Source organism: Chryseobacterium sp. SIMBA_028, assembly GCF_046535285.1.
Taxonomy (GTDB): domain Bacteria; phylum Bacteroidota; class Bacteroidia; order Flavobacteriales; family Weeksellaceae; genus Chryseobacterium.
This window is the reverse complement of sequence record NZ_JAWRWZ010000642.1, coordinates 1-249: the sequence shown is the minus strand read 5'-3', so window position 1 is coordinate 249 and position 249 is coordinate 1. Positions and strand designations below refer to the sequence as shown.

The window sequence follows — 249 nt, the reverse complement described above, 5'->3', positions numbered from 1 at the left end:
GTTTCATTCAACTATCAAGGCAGCTCTCCAGGAAAAATCAGAGTTTTTGTTGCGAATGACGGCAGCAAATCTTTCAAATTCACCATTAATTATCCTAATGGGAATACACTCTTATCCTCTACGACATTAAATGCGGGGAAAACGTTCATTCAAGAATTCAGCGTTAACCAAAAAGGAGAATACATCCTGAAATATGATAGCGGCACCGGTGATAGTGTCGATGGTTTCTTTAGATCTGTTGAGATTTAA

Annotated in this window: 1 protein-coding gene; it reads left to right on the top strand. The window is 38.2% G+C overall.

Translation table 11 applies throughout. From position 1 onward, the window contains the following. Nucleotides 1-249, top strand: a 249-nt coding sequence (locus SCA31_RS24805; protein ID WP_410699613.1) for a hypothetical protein, incomplete at its 5' end; no start/stop codon positions are given.